The sequence below is a fragment of the Pauljensenia sp. C0254C2 genome (assembly GCF_056583835.1).
Map to the genome: position 1 here is coordinate 25,565 of NZ_JBWPJO010000006.1, position 20,644 is coordinate 46,208.

18 protein-coding genes, 4 tRNA genes and 1 pseudogene are annotated in these 20,644 nt (G+C 59.6%); 14 read left to right on the top strand and 9 right to left on the bottom strand.

The annotated features are described in order from the left end of the window. Positions 1 to 91 precede the first annotated feature (91 nt). Positions 92 to 1,240 (top strand): phosphoribosylformylglycinamidine cyclo-ligase, encoded by a 1,149-nt coding sequence (gene purM / locus AC1DA5_RS05860; RefSeq protein WP_480289596.1) that lies wholly within the window; start codon positions 92 to 94, stop codon positions 1,238 to 1,240. 536 nt (positions 1,241 to 1,776) lie between these two features. Here the strand turns inward: purM and AC1DA5_RS05865 are convergent. The 4 genes from AC1DA5_RS05865 to AC1DA5_RS05880 all read right to left on the bottom strand — a co-directional run bounded on the left by AC1DA5_RS05865 (position 1,777) and on the right by AC1DA5_RS05880 (position 3,686). Next, positions 1,777 to 2,055 carry a DUF3073 domain-containing protein gene (locus AC1DA5_RS05865; RefSeq protein WP_058237904.1) on the bottom strand — a complete coding sequence of 93 codons (279 nt, stop codon included), beginning with the start codon at positions 2,053 to 2,055 and terminating at the stop codon, positions 1,777 to 1,779. A 173-nt stretch (positions 2,056 to 2,228) separates the two neighbouring features. Then, a complete protein-coding gene (locus tag AC1DA5_RS05870) occupies positions 2,229 to 2,537 on the bottom strand; it encodes a DUF3618 domain-containing protein (protein WP_058237341.1) in 309 nt (102 codons plus the stop codon). Further along, positions 2,534 to 3,022: a phage holin family protein gene (locus tag AC1DA5_RS05875; RefSeq protein ID WP_082628598.1), complete on the bottom strand. Its 489-nt coding sequence runs from the start codon at positions 3,020 to 3,022 to the stop codon at positions 2,534 to 2,536. The genes AC1DA5_RS05870 and AC1DA5_RS05875 overlap by 4 nt, the downstream gene beginning before the upstream one ends. Before the next feature lie 289 nt (positions 3,023 to 3,311). Next, a complete protein-coding gene (locus AC1DA5_RS05880) occupies positions 3,312 to 3,686 on the bottom strand; it encodes a hypothetical protein (RefSeq protein ID WP_480289600.1) in 375 nt (124 codons plus the stop codon). Between AC1DA5_RS05880 and AC1DA5_RS05885 the strand changes: the two are divergent. Continuing rightward, a pseudogene (locus AC1DA5_RS05885) lies at positions 3,627 to 3,845 on the top strand (YdeI/OmpD-associated family protein); the annotation flags it as partial. The gene AC1DA5_RS05880 and the pseudogene AC1DA5_RS05885 overlap by 60 nt on opposite strands. A gap of 44 nt (positions 3,846 to 3,889) precedes the next feature. Here the strand turns inward: AC1DA5_RS05885 and AC1DA5_RS05890 are convergent. Continuing rightward, a complete protein-coding gene (locus AC1DA5_RS05890; RefSeq protein ID WP_117394373.1) occupies positions 3,890 to 4,858 on the bottom strand; it encodes a Sir2 family NAD-dependent protein deacetylase in 969 nt (322 codons plus the stop codon). Positions 4,859 to 4,999: 141 nt separating this feature from the next. On the opposite strand from AC1DA5_RS05890, the gene AC1DA5_RS05895 reads away from it, so the two are divergent. Beyond that, positions 5,000 to 6,391, top strand: a complete 1,392-nt coding sequence (locus AC1DA5_RS05895; RefSeq protein WP_157886395.1) for a DUF2254 domain-containing protein — start codon at positions 5,000 to 5,002, stop codon at positions 6,389 to 6,391. Positions 6,392 to 6,453: 62 nt separating this feature from the next. Here AC1DA5_RS05895 and AC1DA5_RS05900 read toward each other — a convergent pair. The 3 genes from AC1DA5_RS05900 to AC1DA5_RS05910 form a co-directional block, all read right to left on the bottom strand. Beyond that, positions 6,454 to 6,526: transfer RNA gene (locus AC1DA5_RS05900), tRNA-Phe, on the bottom strand. A gap of 25 nt (positions 6,527 to 6,551) precedes the next feature. Further along, positions 6,552 to 6,625: transfer RNA gene (locus AC1DA5_RS05905), tRNA-Asp, on the bottom strand. A gap of 73 nt (positions 6,626 to 6,698) precedes the next feature. Continuing rightward, positions 6,699 to 6,771 (bottom strand) — tRNA-Glu (locus AC1DA5_RS05910). 128 nt (positions 6,772 to 6,899) lie between these two features. Between AC1DA5_RS05910 and AC1DA5_RS05915 the strand changes: the two genes are divergently transcribed. The 4 genes from AC1DA5_RS05915 (at position 6,900) to AC1DA5_RS05930 (ending at position 10,923) form a co-directional block, all read left to right on the top strand. Next, complete coding sequence (locus AC1DA5_RS05915) at positions 6,900 to 9,008, top strand: mechanosensitive ion channel family protein (protein ID WP_058237338.1); 2,109 nt, start codon at positions 6,900 to 6,902, stop codon at positions 9,006 to 9,008. A gap of 133 nt (positions 9,009 to 9,141) precedes the next feature. Further along, positions 9,142 to 9,522 (top strand): peptide-methionine (R)-S-oxide reductase MsrB, encoded by a 381-nt coding sequence (gene msrB, locus AC1DA5_RS05920; protein WP_480289597.1) that lies wholly within the window; start codon positions 9,142 to 9,144, stop codon positions 9,520 to 9,522. Then, the gene (locus AC1DA5_RS05925; RefSeq protein WP_480289542.1) at positions 9,522 to 10,451 is read left to right on the top strand and encodes an EamA family transporter; all 930 of its coding nucleotides are present in this window, start codon (positions 9,522 to 9,524) and stop codon (positions 10,449 to 10,451) included. Before msrB ends, AC1DA5_RS05925 begins: the two co-directional genes overlap by 1 nt. Positions 10,452 to 10,665: 214 nt before the next feature. Then, positions 10,666 to 10,923, top strand: a complete 258-nt coding sequence (locus tag AC1DA5_RS05930) for a GlsB/YeaQ/YmgE family stress response membrane protein (protein ID WP_058237337.1) — start codon at positions 10,666 to 10,668, stop codon at positions 10,921 to 10,923. An 867-nt stretch (positions 10,924 to 11,790) separates the two neighbouring features. On the opposite strand, the gene AC1DA5_RS05935 is transcribed toward AC1DA5_RS05930, so the two are convergent. Beyond that, positions 11,791 to 11,866 (bottom strand) — tRNA-Lys (locus tag AC1DA5_RS05935). Positions 11,867 to 12,039: 173 nt separating this feature from the next. Between AC1DA5_RS05935 and AC1DA5_RS05940 the strand changes: the two genes are divergently transcribed. The 7 genes from AC1DA5_RS05940 (at position 12,040) to pstB (ending at position 20,583) form a co-directional block, all read left to right on the top strand. Next, positions 12,040 to 12,675, top strand: coding sequence for a hypothetical protein (locus AC1DA5_RS05940; protein ID WP_092648854.1), 636 nt, complete (start codon positions 12,040 to 12,042; stop codon positions 12,673 to 12,675). Between the two features lie 21 nt (positions 12,676 to 12,696). Then, complete coding sequence (locus AC1DA5_RS05945) at positions 12,697 to 15,159, top strand: RNA degradosome polyphosphate kinase (RefSeq protein ID WP_092648853.1); 2,463 nt, start codon at positions 12,697 to 12,699, stop codon at positions 15,157 to 15,159. Between the two features lie 121 nt (positions 15,160 to 15,280). Further along, positions 15,281 to 16,324: an NUDIX hydrolase gene (locus AC1DA5_RS05950; protein ID WP_058237334.1), complete on the top strand. Its 1,044-nt coding sequence runs from the start codon at positions 15,281 to 15,283 to the stop codon at positions 16,322 to 16,324. A gap of 232 nt (positions 16,325 to 16,556) precedes the next feature. Next, positions 16,557 to 17,699 carry a phosphate ABC transporter substrate-binding protein PstS gene (pstS, locus tag AC1DA5_RS05955; RefSeq protein ID WP_480289545.1) on the top strand — a complete coding sequence of 381 codons (1,143 nt, stop codon included), beginning with the start codon at positions 16,557 to 16,559 and terminating at the stop codon, positions 17,697 to 17,699. Between the two features lie 14 nt (positions 17,700 to 17,713). Continuing rightward, entirely contained in the window at positions 17,714 to 18,682 is a 969-nt protein-coding gene (pstC, locus tag AC1DA5_RS05960; RefSeq protein WP_058237332.1) for a phosphate ABC transporter permease subunit PstC, read from the top strand. Next, positions 18,682 to 19,668: a phosphate ABC transporter permease PstA gene (pstA, locus tag AC1DA5_RS05965; RefSeq protein ID WP_092648851.1), complete on the top strand. Its 987-nt coding sequence runs from the start codon at positions 18,682 to 18,684 to the stop codon at positions 19,666 to 19,668. Before pstC ends, pstA begins: the two co-directional genes overlap by 1 nt. Before the next feature lie 135 nt (positions 19,669 to 19,803). Continuing rightward, a complete protein-coding gene (pstB, locus tag AC1DA5_RS05970; protein WP_058237898.1) occupies positions 19,804 to 20,583 on the top strand; it encodes a phosphate ABC transporter ATP-binding protein PstB in 780 nt (259 codons plus the stop codon). The last annotated feature ends 61 nt before the right edge of the window (positions 20,584 to 20,644 follow it).

Here is a 20,644-nt window from a genome sequence, read left to right on the forward strand (position 1 = left end):
CAGCTACAACTCGGAGGATCTTGTGAGCGAGCATCTTGATTACGCGGCAGCAGGCGTGGACACTGCGGCCGGTGACCGCGCGGTGGAACTGATGAAGAACGCCATCAGCCGCACGCATAACTCCACCGTTGTAGGAGCAACCGGCGGGTTCGCCGGCATGGTCGATGCGAGCGCTCTGCTCGGAATGACGCGCCCGCTGCTGGCCACCTCTACTGACGGTGTGGGCACGAAGATTGCGTTGGCGCAGGCGCTGAATATTCACGACACCATCGGCCAAGACCTGGTAGGCATGGTCGTTGATGACATCGTTGTTGTGGGTGCGCGGCCGTTGCTCATGACTGATTACATCGCGTGCGGCAAGGTTGTGCCGGAAAAGATCGCGGCGATCGTGCGCGGTATCGCCCAGGCGTGCGAACAAGTCGATTGCCCGCTGGTGGGCGGCGAAACTGCTGAGCATCCCGGAGTGATGGATCCGGACGATTACGACATCGCCGGTGCTGCAACCGGCGTAGTGGACGCGGACAAGATGATCGGCCCTGACCGCGTGCGCGAGGGTGACGCCGTGATCGCTCTGGCATCATCTGGCCTGCATTCCAACGGTTATTCGCTGGTGCGACGCGTTCTGGACATCTCCGGAACCTCTCTGGAATCGCAGTGCGCCGACTTCGGTCGAACAGTGGGGGAGGAACTGCTTGAACCCACACGTCTGTACACCCGTGTGTGCCTCGACATGCTGGATTCTCTTGGTGTTGACGAGGGTGGCCTGCACGCCCTGAGCCACGTCACCGGCGGGGGATTGGGAGCCAACTTGTCCCGAGTCATTCCCAGCGGTTTGTGCGCGACTGTGGATCGTGGTTCATGGACTGTGCCTGCCGTGTTCGAGTGGGTGCGCCGCAACGGTGACGTGACATGGGAAGCTCTGGAGGATTCACTGAACCTGGGTGTTGGCATGGTCGCTGTAGTCGGGCAGTCCACTGCTGACCAGTGCATGTCGCTCGCTGCCGACGCTGGGATAGAGGCGTGGGTGCTGGGCGAGGTCATCGCCTCAGAGGGTTCCGCTGCAGAACGTCCTGCTGCAGAACGCACTGCTGCTGAAGGCTCTTCCGTAGAACGCACTGCTGCAGCGGGCCATGCCACAACGGGAGCCGCCTTGAGCACGTCCCAGCCGCGACTGATCTGCGGTGCCAAGGGAGTCGATGCCGGGGCCGTGGCGCTATCCGGCAGTTATCGCGTGAGCTGAGCGGCTTCGGTAGCAGGCTGATGCCAGCGGCTATGGTGGAGTGCGCCGCGTTCGCTGCACCGCGTGCAGGCCGTCGTCCACCGGTTGTCGCACACCAGGCCCCACGTTCGCTGCACCCTATGCACAACCCCCTAGATTTAAACAGTTTTCTCGCACAATCCCCTAGATCTAAAGTGATTTGTGCACGATCCCCTAGATAAACCCCACCTGCGGATGCGCGCGGCAGTACATCTGGCTCCTGACCTGTGCATATGTAAAACTCGAGAAATGAACTCCGGTTAAATCTAGGGGGTTGTGCACGCAAATCGGAAGATCTAGGGGATTGTGCACGCGAACGGGTTAGAACTAGGGGTTCGTGCACGCCGGTGGCTTAGATCTAGGGGTTCGTGCACACAGCTCAGTTAGATCCAAGGGAAATGTGCCGTCAATCCGCGGACTCCGGGCGCCGCGTCGCGCGCAAACATAAAACGAGGACGGTGCGTAGCGCGCCGCCCTCGTCAATCGTGTGAAACAACGTACGTCACAGTGGACGTCACTCAGCGTGAACTCTGGTCGCTTTCGTATGCGCCGTAGTCATCGTCCTCGTCATCCTCATCCGCGAACATGTCGGCGTAACGGTCTTCGTACAGATCCTCATAGGAATCATCCTGCTGATCGTCATCGTCGATGTATTTTGCGTATGGGTCATCTGGATCGGCTCCCTTACGCTCGGCAGCCAGCTCTCTCTGGAGGGCTTCCAGATCAGTATCGGGACTGAAATACTTCAGCTTACGTGCGACTTTCGTCTGCTTGGCCTTCTGACGGCCGCGCCCCATGGCGTCGACCCCCTCCACGGTGTGCGGATCCGCGTAAAGCGGTGTCCTATGTTGGTCAAAATTCTGTCGTGTCCACATCATAGCGTGTTCAAAGCCATGTCACCTATTCGTGTGACATGAGACATCGTGTCGCCTGCGGGCCGAGAACCTCTACACGAGGATGACGTGGCGATTCAGCGTTTGACGATCCTGAAGATCACGAGGCCCACGAGGGCGCTCACGCCCACCGCTGCCGCCGCAACCTTCATGATGGCGTCTGAATCACCCGCACGGGCATCGTCGACCAGTAACTGTGCTTTGGCCTGGTAATCCTTGGCCTTCTCCTGTGCAGCTTCTTTCGCGAGGCGAGCCTGGTTGGACGGGCTGATGGTTTTCACCAGTTCGTCAACGGTGACGCTCATCTGTGCGCGGGTGCGCTCCAGTTCGCGCTCAATCTCCTCGGGGGAACGACCTTCAGCTTTGCGGGGTTCTGACTGGCTCATTTACCCAATCCCTTCTTCAGCGCATCGACGTCATCTTTCAGGCCTTCCTGAGGAGCAGGCGTGTCTTCCTTTGCCTTCTTCAGGGCGGAGACACCAACCAGCGCCAGAATCAACACGATGATGAGGAGAATTCCGACAACGATCAGCGATGCCGCCCAACGAGGCAGAGCTTGTGCAATGCCGAGCTCGATCGTGTGGAAAATCCAGCCCAGCATGAACAGTGCGAAAACGGCTGCTCCAGCGAGCAGGCCGCCACCCATGCCGATCTTTCCCAGGAATGCGGTTGCCTTCGTCTTCGTCAGTTCAATCTCACCACGCACCAACGTAGTGAGCTGAGCGGACAGGGTGGCAAAGAGCTCACCGATGGTCGGCCCTGATTTTCGTGATGCATTCGCGTCGGTTGCTGTATAGGACGTCCGAGTCGTATCGGACGTCGAAGTGACCGGCTGCGCGCTCGAGTTCGAGCGGAAGCGGTTCGTCGACATGGATGATTCTCCTTCGCGCCGTCAGTGATTTCGGCCTTCTAACTCGCCTGTTAGAAGTGTATAAACCCAAGTGTTGCAGATTTGGAGCTTTTTGGTGCAGTGGACAGTAAAATCCGACCGGATTTCCTCCATGCGCGCAACGGGAGGTAGGTCGTGCGCGGGCGGCGGGTTTTAAGCGAGATCTAAGCCTTGTGCGGGAGTCCTCTGCGGCCGGGAGACAGCTCGTGTGCAGGCGGCGATCCGCGACCGAGAGCCAGGCCAGGCGCCGGCAGCCAGAGCGGTTGCTGCGTCAGCGTTCAGGTGCGATAGGCCCTGGCAGCTGCGAGAAGACTTCCTGCGCTTTCTCAAGGACGCGCCGGCTTTCCTCAGGCAACTCGCTCATATGATTGTGGGTGCTGCGATCGGCCGCAGACAGCTCACCACCGTCGCCGCCCGCTCCACTATCCGCATCGTCAGATTGACGAGGGTGGCTGGGCGAGTCGCCATCTTTGCCCGAAGGGGTAACTGACTCGTCCATTTCAGTGTTCGATGACCCGTCCGGCTCAAGCTCCAGCGTCGACGACTCGGACGCGGTATCGTCGGTTGCAGACTGATCCACTGATGAATGGCGGAACCACGAACAGGGCCGCCACCACCGCTTCCGAAAGCCGCGCGAATCAGACATAGACCTATTGTGCCCCGAAAGGGTCGCAAAATTCTCGCTACGGCTGAAACCGCGTGGCGTGACATCACCACCCTTGCGCGCAACGAATTTATCTGCTGGGTCACCAGTGCGAAGCAGGAAGCTACGCGCCAGCGACGCATCCGACGCACTCTTGAAGAGCTTGATGAAGGCAAACGCCGCCTGTGTTGTTGGCCGGGGTGCCCTCATCGCGAAAAAACAGGCCGCGCCTGGCGCGGGGCGGCAGAAGCGTGGAGCCGTTCAGCCAGATACGGCAGCGCCGTGGACGTCCCTATGTTGACCCTCACCTGTGCGAAACGATCCCCGCGCGTCGCGCCGCGATTGATAATCGCGATGGGCTTGTCCTCGTGATGAGCCTGGCGCACGAAACGCATCGCTGAGCCTACGGCAAGGGATGAGCCTGCCACCAGCAGCGCATCAGCTTTCTCAACCAGGGTGCGCGCCGCGCGGACAATATGTGGACGGACGGTGCCGCCGAAGAAAACAACGTCAGTTCGCAAAATGCCGCCGCACGCCGGGCAGTTGGCGATGACGAAACCACTTGTGTCGCCCACATCCAGATCGGCATCGGGCGCGACGTCCCCCTCGTCAATGCTGATCTGCCACGTGGGGTTGAGTTCAACGAGGCGCTTGTGCAGGGCCGCCCTCGGAAAAATTCTGTGGCAACTGGTGCACATGACGCGGTCAAAGCGGCCATGCAGGTTGACCAGTGAGTGGGTGCCGGCTCGGGCGTGCAGCATGTCGACGTTTTGCGTAATGACGCCGTCGATGATCCCGTCACGTTCCATCTGCGCCAGGGCGAGGTGGCCGGCGTTGGGTTGTGCGCGCAGAGGCGCGAGCCAGCCGGAATGGTTGCGCGCCCAGTAATGACGGCGGTACGACTCGTCAGACATGAACTGCTGCAGTGTCATGGGGTGTCGGTCAACTGCGCCGGGGGATCGGTAATCCGGCAGGCCGGAGTCCGTGGAAATTCCCGCACCGGTGATCACCGCGATGAGCTTACCGTCGAGCAGCTCGACAACAGGTTCGAGGGCGGCCGACACATCCGTGGGATCGGGTCGCGCATCTTCAGCCGGAGGCACGGGCGTGTTCTTGATCCGCAGGTTAGGGATGTTGCCGTCGGGGAAGTAATCCTCAATCGAATGGTGAGCCACGCTGTCAGACTATCGTGAGTGAGCAGAACGCGTGTTCTGGCCTGGCTGCTGCCGTCTCGTCTTTCAGCGCGGTCCAAGCGAAGCGTAGTCAATGCAGGCCAATGGAAGCGGGCACAATCTGGTCTCTAATACTATGGCGCTATGACCTTTTTTCGCCGCATCAAGTATCTGGTATCGAATCAGCTGTGGGTGCCCCCGCTCGTAGCCGCCCTCCTTGCCACGATAGCGGCGGGAGTCCTGGCACCGATCTCATGGCCCACTCAATGGCTCATTTCTCGAATCTTCTGGCCCGGAGATATTTCGGCAGCATCCTCTCTGTTGGGCTTCATCGCCTCCTCCATGCTGACGGTGCTGACGACCACGGTTTCCATGACACTGATCGTGTTGCAGGTGGCTTCTGGTCAGTTTTCGCACCAGCTGCTGCGTGACTACATCCAGTCCCGGGCTGTGAAGGGAATCTTTGGCGTATTCATCGGCGTATTCGTTTACGTAGTTGTTCTGCAACGCTCGGTATCAGCCGAGTCGCGCGAGACCCCTCCGCAGCTCGCAATGGCGATCGCAATGCTGCTGGTATTTCTGGCTATCGCGACCTTCGTCTGGTATGTCAGCGCGGTGGTGCGAATGGTACGGGTCGACGCAATCATCGAGCAGGTAGCCACGCGTGCCGAACGTCTCCTGGATGCGCACCGAGAGAAATGGGACGTCGCCTGCCAGATCCCCGAGATCCCACCGCACGCGCATGACGTTCGTGGGCACTTCTCGGGATATGTGCGTTCCATTGATGTGGAAGCGGCGGCAAGGTGGGCTCGCAAACACGGACAGCGCGTCGTGTTCACCGTCGCACCCGGCGATGCAGTCAGTGCCGGACATACCTACGCGTGGGCGTGGGCCGAACGACGTGGAACATCTGCTGCTGACTCCTTAGACAGTGAGCTCAGTGGTGACGAGCTTCGCAAACTGGCCGACTCAGCGGTGTCTGTTGAAGCTGAACGCGTGTCCGATCAGGATTTGCGCCTGTCTTTTCACCAGTTGGCAGACATCGCCGTGCGAGCTTTGTCCCCTGGAACCAACGATCCGTCAACTGGACGACACGTGATCACCAGAGCAACACCGGTGCTGCGAGGCCTGGTTGTCTCACCTCCGAATCATGAGGTGAATCTGAACGATAAGGGGCAGCCCGTTGCATCTGTGCCGACCCCGACTGTGCGAGATTTCTTGAAAGATTTTGTCGTTCCCATCCGAAGGTTCTGTTCCCACAGCCCGGATGTCACATTCGAACTGCTGAGACTGCTGATCATCATTGAAGAAGCGCTGGAGAAAGCTTCAGGTGTTGATATTGCAGAGGTGCAGGAATTTGTCGAAGACGAACGCCAGCGACTGATCGAAGGGGCGGAGCAGGGATTCGTTCATCAACACGATGTGGAGCTCGCACAGCAACTGACTTCCGTCGAAAGTTTGCGTTCCATGCTCAGAGTTGAGGGACCTCGTGAAGAAATCATTGACGACGAGGAAGCGCAAGACGATGAAGACTGACGTGAAATGGCGCTTGATTATCAGAAAGAAACTCGCGTAAATCTCGCGAGCTGAAGCAGCGGTGGCTCCGACCGGCGTCGATCCGGTGACCTTTCGATTTTCAGTCGAACGCTCTACCAACTGAGCTACAGAGCCAAAACCCCACCAAAAGGTGGGTCAGCGACCCCGACGGGACTTGAACCCGCGACCTCCGCCGTGACAGGGCGGCGCGCTAACCAACTGCGCTACGGGGCCTCGAAAAAGTGAGACCTGAAAAGTCTACCTTATTCACTTGTTGAACCCGTCCCAGCAGGGCTGACACGGATCGTACCCCCAACGGGATTTGAACCCGTGTCGCCGCCGTGAAAGGGCGGTGTCCTAGGCCTCTAGACGATGGGGGCCTTGTCCACGAACTTGTCGTTCGGCGACGAGTAGAATAATAAGCAGGAATGACCTCCGAGTGCAAAACGGATCCATGTGAAGCCTCTCACCGAACGCAAATGAGCCTGGAAGCTTCTAGGCTAGGGGTATGACAGTTTTCGGACCTGATTTCTCCGCCGTTCTCACGGGCTGCCGCGCGCAGTCAAGCCTCGTTTTCGGCACAATTATGCCGATCGGGGACCCCTCTGCACCTGCCGAAGCTGTTGAAACCGCATTCGACGTGGCTGGCGTATTCCTCGGAATTGTTGTCGGCATCCTCGTCGGAATTGTGGTCGCATTCATTCTTGCGCGCGTCAGCCGATTTGCGCTCCGCAAACTTCGATTGCTGAAAGCCTTGCAGCGCCGCATCCACGCGCCTTCGTACTGGGCACTCATGGCGTGGGGCGCGCTTGCCGGATGCGCTGTTGCGCTGGGAAGCACCGATGTCAGCAATCAGCCCACGTGGGTGAAATATCTCGACCACGGGTTGTTGATCCTCGCACTCCTGGCAACGACATGGGTCATTGCCGCCGCCGTGTGGGTGATCGAAGACGCCGCGCACGTGCGCAACCGCTCCGATCACGGACGCTCGCGCAGATTCAAGACTCAGGCTCAGGTTCTGCGCCGCGTCCTGCAGGTCGTGGTCTGGATCCTCGGGTGTGCCGCAGTCCTGTTTACATTCCCCGGGGCTCAGCAGGCGTTGACGACGGTGCTTGCTTCGGCCGGCATTGTCTCCGTGATCGCCGGTCTTGCTGCCCAGTCCACGCTCGGCAACGTGTTCGCCGGCCTGCAGCTGGCTTTCACGGACGCCATCCGCGTTGATGACATTGTCGTCGTGGGGGACAAGGGAACGATGGGTGTGGTCGAGGAGATCACTCTGACGTACGTTGTCCTGCATATCTGGGATGATCGCCGCCTGATTGTGCCGTCCTCGAAGTTCACGTCGTCTGCTTTTGAAAACTGGACCCGCAAAGCCACCAAGCTCCTCGGCACGGTTGAGATCTACACCGACTGGGCAGTGCCGGTGGCGGTGGTGCGTCAAAAAGTTGAGCAGCTCCTGAACAGCACGGATCTGTGGGATCGCCGCTCCTGGGCCGTGCAGGTGACTGATTCGACTGATCAGACCGTCACCGTCAGGGTCTCCCTGTCAGCGTCGAATTCGGGCAACTTGTGGGATCTGCGCTGCTTCATGCGCGAGCAGCTCATCGCGTGGATCTCGAAGGAATACCCGTGGGCGCGTTCCGCCCGCATCATTCAGCCGCGCGAGGTCAAGGAAGTGACGAAGGATGAGTCCCAGGAACTGATCGCGCGCCTGGCCACTGAACTATCCGGTATTGCAGGTTCAGATACATCCGGTGGGTCCCCCTCGGACACCAAGACTGACGAGGGTGACCACGGCGATGCTGCTACGCATGATGGTGACAAGCGAGACCCGTTCGACCCTGTGCACGCTGCTCGTATGCTGGCGGCGCGCCAACGCGCGAAGATGGCGCGTCGACGGGCCATGTCGCAGCGCAACCGCGACCGCCTCGAAAGAGCAGAGAACGCCGGGTCTGGAGCGGAGGACGGACCAACAGCAGCTGTGAAACGGACTGGCCGCGGGGGAGCGAACGCTGCAGCGGATGCTACTCAGACGAACGGCACGGGCACGACCCACGTGTTCACGCCAGAAGAGGTTGACAAGATCATTGCGCAGGCGCAGGGGCATCTGCGTGTCAAGTCCGATGCTGGCAGCGGGGCTCCTGGTCAGGCTAACCAGGCGTCGGAAGCAGCGTCTGCAGAGGGAGCGGCTCAGATAGCTCGTTCTGCGTCAGGCGTAGCGGAAACTGCCGTGATGCCGGCCATTGGAGCAGATGGCAAGCCCAAGAAGCAGGCCGATGACGATGGCGCGGAAGCGGGCAGTAGTGCGCCCACCAGCGGTGCACAGGCTGGCGATGCGAGCCCTGCACGTGCGGACAATACGAGTGTGGATCTGGCCAGTGCGAACCAGGTCGGCAGCGACCCCGACGGTGCAGTGGCAGACGCGACTGGTCGAGCAAACTCGGACGATGAGACAACCACGACGGGGGAGCGGGTCTTTTCCGGCTCGCCCGACGCAGAAGAACGCAGTGCCGCATTTTCGGGCCCTGACCCGGAAGTACTGGAAGAAAGAAAACGTGAGTCGCAGATCCGCCAGGAAAAGGGCTCAGGACTACTGGGAGGATCGAGCCGTGAGTGAAACGCAGAATGATCAAGGCGCCCGCGACCTGCGGGAGAGCGGTGACAACGACGGCGGGGCGGTTAATGGCAACGCCGACGAAGCGGTTGCTGACAGTAACGGCAAAGCGGTTACCGACACTAACGGCAAGGTAGTGCGCAGCGAGGAAGAATGGCGCCGCATACTCGACCCCATGGAATACCACGTCCTGCGCGAGGGCGGCACTGAGATGGCGCACACCGGTGCACTGCTCCACGAGGATCGCGAGGGTATCTACCGCTGTAAAGCGTGCGGCGCGGAACTGTTCCGCTCAACCACCAAGTTCGATTCTCTGTGCGGCTGGCCGAGCTTCTATCAGCCAGAAGATGCAGCTGTGACCACCAGTGAGGACCGTTCACACGGCATGGTGCGCACGGAGGTGCGGTGCGCTCGCTGCGATTCTCACCTGGGTCATGTCTTTGACGATGCTCCCCGTCAGCCAACAGGGCTGCGTTACTGCATGAACTCTGTCAGCCTCGACTTTGAAGAGCACTGATGCCGGGACCGGAACCGTTATCGGCACACCGACCTGCATCCCGAGGTAAAGGCTCCGCTCTGCGAGCTGCTTCAATCGCGATTCCCGCGCCTTTCTTTCTGGTCGGATCGGGGCTCACGCAGTACCTCGGTGCAGCGCTGGCAGTGACCCTGTTCGCCGTCATGACACCCGCTGAAGTAGCATGGGTCCGCATCGCAACGGGTGCGGTTGTGCTGCTGGCGTGGCGCCGCCCTCGTATATGGCGCTTCAATCCGCGTGACCTGGCTGCGTCGGCCCTGTTCGGCATCGTGCTGGGCGGCATGAATATCTGCTTTTACGAGGCGATCCACATTCTGCCGCTGGGCGTGGCGGTCTCCTTAGAGTTCCTCGGCCCGGTCACGGTTGCGGTGGTGACCTCCGGGGGCTGGTCCGGACGTATCGCAGGAGCGCTGGCTTTTGCCGGAGTGGCCTGCATCGGTGGCCTCGGACTGGATCTGAGCGACACCAAGCAGCTCGTTGGTGCGGCCTGGGTGCTCGGGGCTGCAGCCCTATGGGCGGGGTACATCGTGATGGGGCAGTCGATCGCGTCGCGCCGCTCAGGCATCACGAATCTGGCGCTGGGCTGTGGCACTGCCGCACTTGTGTTCGCCCCGTTCTTTTCGGTCGGAGCGGTCAGCGCGTTGAATTCACCGAAACTGGTCGTCATGGCGGTCGGTGTCGGAGTCTTGTCAACGGTGATCCCGTACTCGTTGGAGGCGCTCGCCATGGGCCGCCTCAGTGCCGCCATGTTTGCCCTGTTCAACTCCCTGTTGCCGGCAACGTCGGCGCTGATCGGTGCGGTGACATTGCGGCAACTGCCCAGTGCCTGGTCTCTGGTGGGTCTTGTGTTGATTTCAGTTGCTGTCGGGCTCGCCTCCTACCCGCCTCAGCCGCTTCATCGACGAGGGTGACGCTAGCGCCGCTACTACCTGCCTGAGCTGTTCCAGGTCGACTGCCTTGCTGTGACCTTGCAGCGCGAGCAGCTTGCGTCAACGCCGACTTGACGGGGCAGATGCGGGCGAGATGTCCGCTAGACCAGAACTGGCCGTATTCGGTCTCGCATTGACGCAAAACGTATGAGATCATGAAGATGTCTCTGCTGATCAACAGAATGAGAGAACGATCATGTTGGACATCTTGTGGATGATTATTGCCGGCGCCGTTATCGGTGCAATCGCTCGCGTCTTCATGAAGGGCGACGAGGGTATGGGCATCATCTGGACTATTATCTTGGGTGCTGCCGGTTACGGTATCGCCGGATGGATCGCTGGTGCGCTTGGAGTGGGCACAGTGCTTCGCTGGATCATCGGCGCAGTCGTGGCATTCCTGCTTATCGGTGTCTTCCTCGCAATTCAGGGCAAGTCGAACTCCCTGACGAAGTAACGTTAGCGGATCCGCAGACTGTGGAAAGGCTCGGTCAGAAATGGCCGGGCCTTTCTTTATGTCTGCTCGCCGCTTGAGGTCGCTTGGCGATTAAGCCTGCTTGTCGTCTGTTCGATGCTTAAGCCCGCGTGGCGTCTGCATGGCGCTTCAGCTCGCCTGACGATTAAGCTCGTTTGGCGAGCTTCTGTATGAGTGTTTGCATCGCCGTACCTTCCGAAGCTTTGTACCTGCGTGTGGCCTTGGCGTCTGCGTCCGTTCGGCCGCATCTCGGATTGATGCCTGGCTCTGTCTCGGATTGATGCCGTCTCCGTCTTGGAGCACTGCGCGCAGGTTGTACTCTTTTCTCCGCTTTAAACAGCTCGGTGTACATCCCCTCAAATAGACGCGCATTTGTGCACATTCCCCTAGATCTTAGGCGTGACCGCGCACATTCCCCTAGATCTTCCCTGCTTTGGTGCACATTCCCCTAGCTAAAGTCGGCACCCCAAAAGGACAAAACCTATTTCCGCAGGTCAGCCGCCAGTAGCTTCCGGCGGCCTCGAGCCTCACGCGTTAAATCTAGGGGATTGTGCATTTTTACAAGACTTTTTAGGGGTATGTGCACGAGGAGGGCTTAAATCTAGGGGTATGTGCACGAGGCGGGGCTAGAACTAGGGGTATGTGCACGAGGCGAGGTTAGAACTAGGGGTATGTGCACGCGGAGGGCTTAAATCTAGGGGATTGTGCGCGTTCTGGTGTGTTGTGGCCGGACCGCAGTCGCATTCCACCGAGTGACCTGCGGTTAGAGCATACGCGGCAAGGTCGGCCATATAGTGAAAGACCGGGACACCGCTAACTGATTGTCAACGATGCCCCGACACATCATAATGGTAGGCCCAGGGGGAATCGAACCCCCAACCCACGGATTAAAAGTCCGTTGCTCTGCCAATTGAGCTATAGGCCCATGAGAGCATGGTAATGCATCAGTCCCACGTTGCACTAATCAACGTGACGTGGGAAAAACCACGATCCTCCTCGGATCAGGATTGACGAGGGTGCCCACTCCGTTCAACTACTTGATCAACGCCGTTCACCTTCAGGCGGTAGGCTCGTCATATCACCGAGAAGGAGTCACAGATGAACAGCCAACAGCGTCGCCCTCGTCGGCCAGCAATGCTGGACCCAGCCGACGCCGAACAAATCGTCGGCGACTCCGACCCTGCGGAAATGTCTGCGATTGCGCACTCGTCAGCATGGGCTTTGATGGGAGTCAGTGACGACGACTTCGGGCCTGACGAAATCGAACGCCTGCGCACCACCGTGCGCACGGAAGGCGTGGACGTGCTGGCCGACATGTGGTCACGCAGCCCGGAATTCACATTGCCCGGAGCCTTGTGGCGACTCTACCTGTGGTCGCGCTGGTACCACCGCGACACTGCGTTGGTGCGCGACCGTTTTGTGCGCGGAAGCCATGCGGACATCATCCCCGGCCTTGAACATCCCGTTGACATTCCCGATCTGGAGCACGTGGTACACGAGGTTGACCAATTGCTCGAAGGGCGCCGCCACGACGACGACCTGGCTGACATCATTACTGCAACGTCACGGGCGATGCGGATCGTTGCAGCTGGAGACGCCGAGGGCGGCAAATGGATCGTCGACCCGCGGGACCCGTTGGCATACCCCGTCACCACGCGCGCCCGCGCGCTGATTCAGACCGCAGATGAACTTGACCGATCAGCTGAAGAAGCGCACATCGGTGCGCTCAACTAGTCGCCAGTGTGAGGAAGAATGATGACGAACCCGGAACATGCAGGCAATTCGGACCAACCATTCTCGGCGCCAGATGAACACTGGCCAGCAGACGACACCAACGGCGAGGGTGACGCTCACAGCGCTCACGTCACCAGTGGCAGCGCGGTTGAAGCTGCCCTGGCGAGCGAATTGGTGATCCCTGCCGACAATGAACAGCTCGTCGGTGTCGAACACGAAGACTCCGAATACGACGAGGAAGACGAAGCTACCGACGGCATCCAGGATGGTGAGCACATCACGGTGGGCGCCGACGCGAACTCCTATGAGGAGCGCGCTGAAGATGCCCAGGCCAGCGCCGCACCAGCCTCGACCGTTGAAGATTTCGGCGAGCTGCCGGACAAACGCTTCGCAGACCGTGAACTGTCGTGGATGGCGTTCAATGAACGCGTCCTGGAGCAAAGTGAAGATGAGGATTTGCCGCTGCTGGAACGCGGATGGTTCTCCGCGATTTTCTCCTCCAATCTTGATGAGTTTTACATGGTGCGTGTGGCCGGACTGAAGCGCCGCATCAACGCCGGCATCGCCAAACCGTCTGCCGCTGGTCTGTCGCCGCGTCAGGTCCTGGACGGTATCCAGATGCGCACGCGCGAACTCAGCGAGCGTCAGGCACGCGAGTTCCAGAACGACATCTTGCCCAAGCTGGACGAGCAAGGGATTCATCTGCGCGGGTGGGATCAGCTCACAGATGACCAGCGCTCCAAGATGACGACCTACTTCCGCAGGCAGATTTTCCCCGTCATCACGCCACTTGCCGTGGACCCGTCGCACCCCTTCCCATACATTTCGGGGCTGTCACTGAACCTCGCGGTCGTGGTGCGCAACCCGATTACCTCGAAGCTGCACTTCGCGCGCATCAAGGTGCCGCCGTCGATGCCGCGCCTGATCAACATCGACTCCGCAATGGGCGAGGGGAACGCGGAAAGTTATGTCGACACTGATGAGGGCGCCACGTTCATCACCCTCGAATCAGTCATTGCCGCGCACCTGGACCACCTGTTCCCAGGTGTTGAGATTGTCGAGGCACACTCGTTCAGACTGACCCGTAACGAGGACCTCGAAGTAGAAGAGGATGATGCGGAAAACCTGCTGACCGCGATGGAAGAAGAACTGCTGCGCCGAAAGTTTGGGCCGGTGGTTCGCCTCGAAGTTGAGGATACGATCTCACGCTTCGTACTGGACTTTCTGATCAGCAAGCTGGAAATCACACCCGCTGACGTGATTATGGTGCCGGCACCGCTTGACCTGACGCTGTGCAATGAGCTGCAGGCACTCGATATTCCGCGCCTGAAGTATGAACCGTATGTGCCGGTGACTCCTGCCGGACTGGCAGAGGTTGAATCGGCGCGCCCGACGGATATTTTCGGCGCGATCCGGTCGCACGACGTGCTGCTGCACCACCCGTATGATTCTTTCGCCACCTCCATCCAGAACTTCATCACGCAGGCTGCGCGTGATCCCAATGTGCTGGCCATGAAGCAGACGCTGTACCGCACCTCGGGCGATTCTCCGATTGTGTCGGCGCTGATCGAAGCGGCCGAGAACGGCAAGCAGGTGGTCGCGATCGTGGAGATCAAGGCCCGTTTCGACGAGGAAGCCAACATCGAGTGGGCGCGCAAGCTTGAACGCGCCGGAGTGCACGTCGTCTACGGCATGGTGGGTCTGAAGACGCACTGCAAACTGTCACTGGTGGTGCGTCAGGAGGGCGATCAGCTGCGACGCTATTGCCACGTGGGAACCGGTAACTACCATCCGAAGACGGCGCGCGGCTACGAGGATCTGGGGTTGCTGACCTATAACCGCGATGTGGGTCAGGATCTGACGCGACTGTTCAACCAGCTGTCCGGCTACGCGCCACGCTCCACGTTCCACCGCCTGCTGGTCGCACCGCTGGAAATCCGACCCGGTTTGATCGAGCGGATTTACCAGCAGATTGAGCGCGCGCGGAACGGTCAGCCTGCCTGGATCGGTTTCAAGGTGAATTCGGTTGTTGACGAAGCAGTGATCGATGCTCTGTATCGCGCCAGCCAGGCCGGTGTTCAGGTGGATGTGCTGGTTCGAGGTATCTGCGCAATTCAGGCCGGAGTGCCCGGCTTATCGGAGAATATTCGGGTTCGCTCCATCCTGGGTCGCTTCCTGGAGCATTCGCGTATCTACGCGTTTGGCCCGGAAGGCGAAGAGGAAGTGTGGATCGGGTCGGCTGACCTGATGCACCGCAATCTGGATCGCCGCGTGGAGGCTCTGGTGCGTATCGTGGATCCGTCGCAGGTTAGTTATCTTGCTGACCTGGTGCGTCGAGGCGTGGCGTCGACAACCTCTTCATGGCATCTGCAAGCTGACGGCACGTGGAAGCGGCACAACCGCGATGACGAGGGCAACCGTCTGGAGGATCTGCAGGAAACACTGATGGCGGAGGCATCTGCCCGCGTCGTCGGCCGCAGCTAAGGGACACGCGGACGGGGTTTGCGTCACAGCTGGCAGCCTCGGCGGCCCGCCCACCGCGTGGAGTCGATCGTATTTTTGCCCATCGTCGGCATCATGGCACTGGGTCAGATACGCTTATGACGTGTCCCGTTCCCATCCGTCACCGATACCGAGCCGGCTAGTCAGAGCCGCCGGTGCATTGGTGTGGAGATTTACGCAGTCTGACCGCGACGCCACCCTCGGTGACGTCATTGATCCCGATGATATAGAGGTCCTGCTGGTCCATCGGCCGCGCTACAACGACTGGTCGTGGCCCAAAGGTAAGACTGAACTCAACGAGCCGCTGCCGGTGGCCGCCGTGCGGGAAGTGGAAGAAGAAACCGGCCTGCCGGTCACGCTGGGAGCGCCACTGACCATTCAGCGCTACCGACTTGGCGCGGGCCACATCAAGGAGGTCCACTACTGGGTCGGACAGGCCTGCCAGCCCGATTCTCCGGCACTGCTCAGCCGCCCGCCTGTCCATCAGGCCTCCCGCCGCGAGATCGACAATACGCGCTGGGTGAGCCCGTCACTTGCACGCCGCACGTTGACCCGCCGAGGCGATCGCCGTCTGCTGGATGAGCTCGTAGCTCTGGCTGAAAGCGGTGGACTTGTCAGCTCCACGCTGGCCATTGTGCGCCACTCAAAGGCCGTGAAGCGCGGGCGTTGGGAAGGGTCGGATGCGGATCGCCCCTTGGCGCGTATCGGCGTTCGCCAGAGCATCGACTTGATCGATCTCATGTCAGCATTTGGCATCACGAAGGTCCTGTCCTCGTCGTGGCGACGCTGTGCGTCCACCGTCGGACCGTACGCGTCACTGACCGGCATCGGCATGGAGCTGTTCGACGAGCTGGATGAAAGCGCGATGACAGACAACCCGGCCGCAGGCTCCGCCCTCGTCAATGAAGCAATTGAAAACCCCGGGTCCGCGCCGACGATTATCTGCGCGCACAGGCCCACGCTGCCTGCCCTGTTTGAGCCGATACGCTCGTACTCGCCCTCATCGTTGCACGCCGCGTTCCCAGCGGAGTCGCCGTGGCTCAAGACTGCTCAGATGCTCCTGGCTCATATCGTCATGCACGAGGGTGGCCCGTGCGTTGTTGCCGTGGAAACGTATCGCCCTCTCACCAAGCTGGCGACGCTCTGACGGGCGCAAATCGCGTCCGGAATTGTCACGTTTGAATGAATTTCAGGCCCTAAAAACCGGGCAAAGGTTACAATTTTATAACTGTGTGGGCACCCTCACGTGCAAGTTCACCATTTGTTCATCTTTAACCGGCTTTGCTGTCACTTCCCCCTCTTAGCGTGAGCAATATCCGGGACATTCCGGGTCTATCGTCAACGCGCCGCCACAGTGGCGGCAGAACGGAAGATGATCAATGACAGTGCATGCTCGTACAAAGCTTCTCGCCACTCTGGCAGGTGCCACCACCATGACGCTCGCTCTGGCTGCTTGCGGCGGCGGAGACAAAGCGGAAAGCACAGGCGCGGACAACGGAGCATCCGGCGACTCTCAGTCAGCTCAGGATGAAGTTGCACCTGCGACTGACCTCTCAGGTTCGGTTGCCGGTTCGGGTGCGTCCTCCCAGGAAGCCGCGATGGAAGCTTGGAAGGCAGGCTTCAACGAACTTAACCCTGATGTGACTGTTTCCTACGAGGCAGTTGGCTCAGGTACCGGTATCACACAGTTCACCAGCAAGCAGGTTGCATGGGCCGGATCGGACGCCCCGCTTGAAGGCGACGAGATCGCAGCAGCCGAAGCACGCTGTGGTGGACCTGCATGGGACCTTCCGGTGTACATCTCCCCGGTTGCCGTTATCTTCAACCTTGAGGGTGTCGACTCCCTGAACATGGATGCCGCAACCATCGCCAAGATCTTCGCCGGCGAAATCACCAACTGGAACGATCCGGCAATTGCCAAGGCAAACCCGGATGCGAAGCTCCCAGATCTCGCCATCACCCCTGTTCACCGTTCCGACAAGTCAGGTACGACCGAGAACTTCACCGACTACCTGCACTCAGCTGCTCCCGAGGCATGGCCGACGGATCCAGGCAAGGAATGGCCAGTCTCCGGTGGCGAATCCGGTGACAAGACCTCTGGACTTGTCCAGGCCGTCCAGGCCGGTAACGGCACCATCGGCTACGCCGATGCTTCTCAGGTCGGCAACCTCGGAACTGTCGCACTGGCAGCAGCCGACGGAACCTACGTCTCCTTCTCTGCTGAGACAGCAGCCAAGGCCGCTGAAACGGCTGAGCGCGTTGCGGATCGCGATGCCAACGACATCGCACTGTCCGTGAACCGCGTGCCCGAGACGAACGACTCCTACCCGCTGATTCTGATCTCCTACTCAATCGTGTGCTCCACCTACGAGGATGCGAACGAGGCCGAACTGGTCAAGGCATTCATCGGATACCAGGCTTCCGAGGAAGGCCAGCAGATGGCAGCCGACAACGCTGGTGCGGCTCCCATCTCCGAAGCAATGCGCAGTGAAATCAACGGCGTTCTGGACCAGATCAAGTAAGGTACAGGTTCGCGTTGGTTACGACACCTACAACAACGAAGAATAAGAGCTGGGAGAGAACGCCAGGGAGAATCGGTAACAAGGTTTTCGCTGGCCTCTCAACCGCCGCTGCTTCGTTAATCTTGTGCACGCTCGCAGCAGTAGCGATCTTCCTACTGCTGCGGGCGTGGCCCGCGATTTCCGACCCTTCCCTGCGTTTCAAGATGATGGGGTCGGCTGAGGAAGTCACGATTTGGAAGTTCACGGCGCCGCAGATATTCGGCACGATCCTGGCAGCAGTGCTGGCACTGCTCCTGTCCGTTCCTGTTGCAGTCGGTGTCGCCCTCTTTATTTCCCATTACGCACCTCCGCGTATCAGCCAGGTTCTTGGATACCTCGTTGACCTGCTTGCGGCAGTTCCGTCCGTTATTTACGGCCTCTGGGGTGCGATCTGGTTGATCCCGATCCTCATGCCGCTCTATGACTTCCTGGGTAAGTACTTCGACTGGTTCCCACTCTTCGCCGGCACAGTGTCCCCAACGGGCCGTGTACTCGCCTCCGCGGTGGTGATCCTTGCTGTCATGATTTTGCCCATCATTACTTCCGTGTCGCGAGAGGTCTTCCTGCAGACCCCGCGCCTGCACGAAGAGGCTGCTTTGGCCCTTGGTGCCACGAAGTGGGAAATGATCAAGATGGCCGTTCTGCCGTTCGGACGCTCCGGTATCGTGTCAGCGTCCATGCTGGGCCTTGGCCGAGCTCTTGGTGAAACAATGGCTGTCGTCATGGTGCTGTCAGTCGGCAGCAATATTTCATGGCACATCCTCGAGGCAGGTCAGCACTCCACGATTGCGGCCAACATTGCCTTGCAGTTCCCCGAATCAACGGGCATCAACTCGTCGGCTCTGATCGCAACGGGTCTTGCTCTGTTCGCGATCACCCTCATCGTCAACTCGATTGCGCGCTGGATCGTCTCGCGTCGAGCCGCATTCTCAGGAGCGAACTGATGAGCACAGCAACACTTGGTACGAACACTTCGCCGAAGGACGTTTCCGATTCAGACAACAATCGCGGCCATCAGAGCCCGATCCATGAGTCGCTGCCAATCGGAAGAAAACTCACCAATGGCTTCGTGACAGTTCTGGTGACTGTCGCATTCGCTCTTGCCATGATTCCGCTGGTCACGGTGTTGGTCACGGTGATCAGTAATGGCTACCTGCGCACCACGTGGGACTTCCTCGTCAGCGATATGGTCGGCATGTTCGGCGGTAAAGTGGGCGGCGGTATCGCCCACGCACTGGTCGGAACCACACTCGTGACACTGTGGGCGACACTGATTTCTGCGCCGATCGGTATCTTCACGGCAATCTACCTGGTCGAATACGGTAACAACGGGCTCCTGTCGAAGGCCACGACATTTTTCGTCGACGTCATGACCGGCATCCCCTCGATTGTTGCTGGTCTGTTCGCCGCCTCGATCTTCATGTTGTACGACCCCTCCTATCGAGCAGGCATCATCGGCGCGATCGCCTTGTCGGTGTTGATGATCCCGACAGTGGTGCGTTCCAGTGAGGAAATGCTGCGCCTGGTTCCTAACGAACTGCGTGAAGCTGCCTACGCTCTGGGCGTGCCAAAGTGGCGTGTCGTGGTGAAAGTCGTACTGCGTACCGCTGCAGCAGGCCTGACTACCTCCGTCATGCTGGCTATCGCCCGCGTCATCGGTGAAACAGCCCCGCTGCTGATCACCGCAGGCTTCATTGGACGCATGAACGTCAATGTGATGGACGGCCGCATGGCGACACTGCCGGTGTACATCTACCGACAGTACTCGCAGGGCCTGGCCACCTGTCGAGAAGGTGTCGCTAACTGCGTACCCACCATCAACTATGAACGGGCGTGGGCGGCCGCCCTCGTCCTCATCCTGTTGGTGATGGTTCTGAACCTGATTGCCCGAGTGATCGCCAAGATTTTTGCTCCCAAGGGAGGACGCTAAACGATGAGCACAATGGATAATCCCGCGGGGCAGGGCACACAGACAGCCGTGGCAACGCAGACGGAACGCGCTTACGATGAGCCACGTGACGCGTCGCCTTCAAATCTGACAGTGAAAAAAGACGGAGTTAAAACGATGACGACGTGTTTCAATATCACCGATGAACAGATCTACTACGGCGATTTTCTTGCCGTGAAAGATGTGACGGTGGAAATTCCACGCCACGCGATCACCGCGTTGATTGGCCCGTCAGGATGTGGCAAGTCGACATTCCTGCGTTCCCTGAACCGCATGCACGAGGTGATCCCCGGTGCGCATGTGGAAGGCAAAGTTGAGCTGGAAGGCGTCGACATCTACGACAAGAAGATCGACCCCGTCCAGGTGCGTCGCCATGTCGGCATGGTGTTCCAGCGCGCCAACCCGTTCCCCACGATGTCGATTCGTGAGAACGTGCTCGCTGGCATGAAGCTCAACGCGCGACGTATGAACAAGGCGATGCAGGACGAGATCGTTGAAAAGTCACTTCGCGGTGCGAACCTGTGGAACGAAGTTAAAGACAGGCTGGACATCCCGGGATCTTCACTGTCTGGTGGCCAGCAGCAGCGTCTGTGTATTGCACGCGCCATCGCGGTGCGCCCCGAGGTCCTTCTGATGGACGAGCCGTGTTCGGCTCTCGACCCGATCTCCACGCTCGCCATTGAGGACCTGATGAACGAGCTGAAGTCGGAGTACACGATCGTTATCGTCACGCACAACATGCAGCAGGCATCGCGTGTGTCGGACAAGACCGGTTTCTTCAACCTGAAGGAAACGGGCGGCTCCGGCGAGCTCGTCGAATTCGACGACACCGAGACGATCTTCTCGAATCCGTCCAAGCAGGCGACCGAGGACTACATCTCCGGACGCTTCGGATAAGATCGCGGGCTTCCTGGCCCGGCAATGCTTCCGGCGGGCAGCTTCTCACCACTTATGAGGC